Below are 3199 nucleotides of genomic sequence, written 5' to 3' on the forward strand. Positions count from 1 at the left end.
GAAGCTAAGGTAAACGATGATGCCATGCAGCGGGTTGTCCATATTATCGATCGCCGGATTAATGAACTCGGTCTTACAGAACCCATTGTACAGCGTCAGGGGGAGCGCCGAGTCATTGTTGAATTACCTGGCGTAAAAGATCCGGAAAAAGCCATTGAAATGTTGGGACAAACAGCACTCATGGAGTTTCAGGATGAAAGCGGTAATACGGTATTAACTGGTAAGGATTTAAAGGACGCCAGAGCCCAAATTGATCAAAGTGGCCAAAAACTGGTTGCTATTGAGTTTACTGATGAAGGTGCTAAAAAGTTTGCAGATTTGACAGCCAGAAGTGTTGGCAAACATATCGCCATTTTATTGGACAAACAGATTTTAACCAATCCTGTCGTGCAAGAACCTATTCCCAATGGCAAGGCCGTCATCACTGGCAATCGCTCCATGGAAGAGGCGGAACGCCTAGCCATCCTTCTGCGTTCAGGTGCACTCCCGGTAAAAGTGGATGTATTAGAAACCAGGACTGTTGGTCCGACTTTAGGCGAAGATTCAAAAGCCAAGAGTATACAAGCATTTGTTATTGGCATTGCGGCCATTGTAATCTTTATGCTGCTGTTCTACAGAGTTTCTGGTTTAGTTGCTAATATCGCCTTAGTTTTGTATGTTTTGCTGCTGTTACTTAGCTTAAAATTGCTCGACGCCACCTTAACCCTACCGGGGATTGCGGGTATCATCCTCTCCATGGGTATGGCAGTAGATGCCAATGTACTCATCTTTGAACGCTTCAAAGAAGAATACCGTAATGGTAAAACCCTGCGAGCAGCCATAGATGCCGGTTTTTCGCGTGCATTTGCTACCATATTTGACTCCAATGTTACCACCCTTATTACCGCAGTAGTACTGTTTTACCTGGGAACAGGACCGATTAAAGGCTTTGCTATCACCCTAGGCCTAGGGATTATTTTAAGTATGTTTACTGCCATTACTGCTACTCGGTTTATGTTACGATTGCTGATTCAGGCCAATATTATTAAAAATGGCAAGTTTTTCGGGGCTTAGGGGGGAGAAAGCGATGAAGTATGAATTTGATATCGTAAAACGACGTAAGTGGTGGTATTTACTCTCAGCCGTCTTTCTCATTTCCGGCCTAATATCTATAGCAATACAAGGCTTTAACTTAGGCATTGATTTTACCGGTGGGACATTGTTAGATTTAAAATTCTCTCGGCCTGTTACAGTAGCTGAGGTGAGAGATGTACTCAAAGATTATCAGTTGGAAAACAGTACCATTCAGTTAGCGTTATCTGACCAAGAAGATGTTTCGCCCAATGTATTTATCCGTTCACATGTCTTAAGTGAGGATGAGCGCCGTGCAGTGTTGAAAGGCTTTGAAACCAAGCTTGGGGCATTTGAAGTCCTTCGGGTGGAAAAGGTGGGAGCCGTTATTGGTTCTGAACTTACCCAGCAGGCCATTTTGGCTTTGTTAATCTCTTGGGTGCTCATGATTGGGTATATTAGTTACCGCTTTGAATTCAAATTTGCCGTATGTGGCATTTTGGGCTTAGTTCATGACGTACTTATTACCATCGGCGCATTCTCAATTCTGCAAAAAGAGATTGATGCTACTTTTGTCGCTGCCTTATTAACCATTGTTGGTTACTCCATTAATGATACGATTGTTATTTTTGATAGAATTAGAGAAAATCTTAGAAACTACAAAAAGAACGATGATATCGAAGAACTGGTTAACCGCAGCATCTGGCAGACAATGACCCGCTCAATCTATACGGTATTAACCGTGCTGTTGGCCGCTGGCTCTCTCTACTTATTTGGTGGCGAAACCACAAAGAATTTTTCGTTAGCGCTGATAATAGGTATTAGTATTGGTGCCTATTCTTCGATCTTTACCTCCAGCCAGTTATGGGTTGACTGGAAAGAATATGATGAAAAGCGGCGTATTAGAATGAAAGCCAAAACCGCCAAGTAAATAATCATATCTATAGCAAGAGCCTGAGAAAATAACCTCAGGCTCTTTTTGCACCATTAACGCTCCAAACTAATATCCTATTAGCAGGCAGGGGGCGATACGTATGGGAGTAATACTACCGGCATTGTCACTGGCCATTGTTCATATTGCTGGTGATAATGTAGCTGTTGTTCCAGCCATGGCTTCGCTATTAGGTAATGGCATTTATGCTACCGTATTTCTGGCTTATATGATATTTGGCTCCATAGTTGCAGGCATATCTGCCTGGATTGGTGTAAGAAGCGGGCGCGAGTTGACAGTTGTCGTTAGGCGGCTGTTTGGTGTACGTGGAAAATGGCTGCTGGCATTTTGTGTACTAGCGGTATCTTTACCCGCTAGTGCATTAACCGGTGGTTATTTTGCAGGACAGTTATTAGAGCAGCTTACGGGTATTCCTTTTATCTTTGCTGTTCCACTTTGTGTACTGGCTTGTTCATTGCTGGCAGCTGGTTATGGCCGAGAAATACTCCAGCTTTCTAACTATTTGGCTCTTTTGTTTATACCAGCAACCGGAGTTATGCTCATTATGCTCAAAGATACTCTTCCGCTACTATCCTTTGAAAAACTAATTTCTCTGGAAAATATCAGTTGGCCTCTAGTATTAGCACTGATTGGCTATAATGCGGGAGGCATGCGTTCAGCGCTGGTAGTGGAAGCAGGGAGTTATTTATCAAAAAAAAAGTATACAGGGGTATATCTGGCAGTTTTGGCAAAATGTTTTGAGGGCTTTTTTACGCTCATATTAGCTCATTTAGCATTAACCAGTGAAGTTTCTGATTTACTGCCATTACGGACAGTTGCCGATAGAACGTTTGGCACTTGGCTGGCTTTTGGATTTAACAGTATCTTATTTTGCATCTTAATCAATACCATGGTTCCGGCCATGCTGGTCAATACAAAACAGCTAAGCGTAATTACCAAACTAAACTTTTGGCAGGCTTTAGGGTTAGCTGCTCTATTTGTATGGGTTGGAAGTTTTGCTAATTTTGAACTCATTCTTATGTTTATGAGCGCCACCGGGGTAATAATGACGTTGTTTATTGGCTGCATAGCTTATTTCCTACATAAACAAGAAAATAATAAGTCAAACTAGTGTTACCAACAGGTATAAAGACAGGAAATGAGGTAAATAACTGTTGTTGGTTAATTTTCTTATCATATTTATTATGCTAACCGGTC

The 3199-nt window shown here is 42.0% G+C and carries 3 protein-coding genes; all 3 read left to right on the forward strand.

The window, feature by feature from the left end:
• The coding region (gene secD, locus AC29Z1_RS15560) for a protein translocase subunit SecD (protein ID WP_488272368.1) at positions 1-1053 on the forward strand (1053 nt) is incomplete at its 5' end.
• Between the two features lie 13 nt (positions 1054-1066).
• A complete protein-coding gene (secF, locus tag AC29Z1_RS15565) occupies positions 1067-1981 on the forward strand; it encodes a protein translocase subunit SecF (protein ID WP_488272369.1) in 915 nt (304 codons plus the stop codon).
• A gap of 103 nt (positions 1982-2084) precedes the next feature.
• Complete coding sequence (locus tag AC29Z1_RS15570; RefSeq protein ID WP_488272370.1) at positions 2085-3113, forward strand: hypothetical protein; 1029 nt, start codon at positions 2085-2087, stop codon at positions 3111-3113.
• Positions 3114-3199 lie beyond the last annotated feature (86 nt).

The organism is Sporomusa sp. (assembly GCF_057736855.1).

What these genes read in the sequence shown, in the direction of transcription:
- secF (WP_488272369.1), top strand. Translation starts at nt 1,067, where the DNA reads ATGAAGTATGAATTTGATATCGTAAAACGACGTAAGTGGTGGTATTTA.
- AC29Z1_RS15570 (WP_488272370.1), top strand. Translation starts at nt 2,085, where the DNA reads ATGGGAGTAATACTACCGGCATTGTCACTGGCCATTGTTCATATTGCT.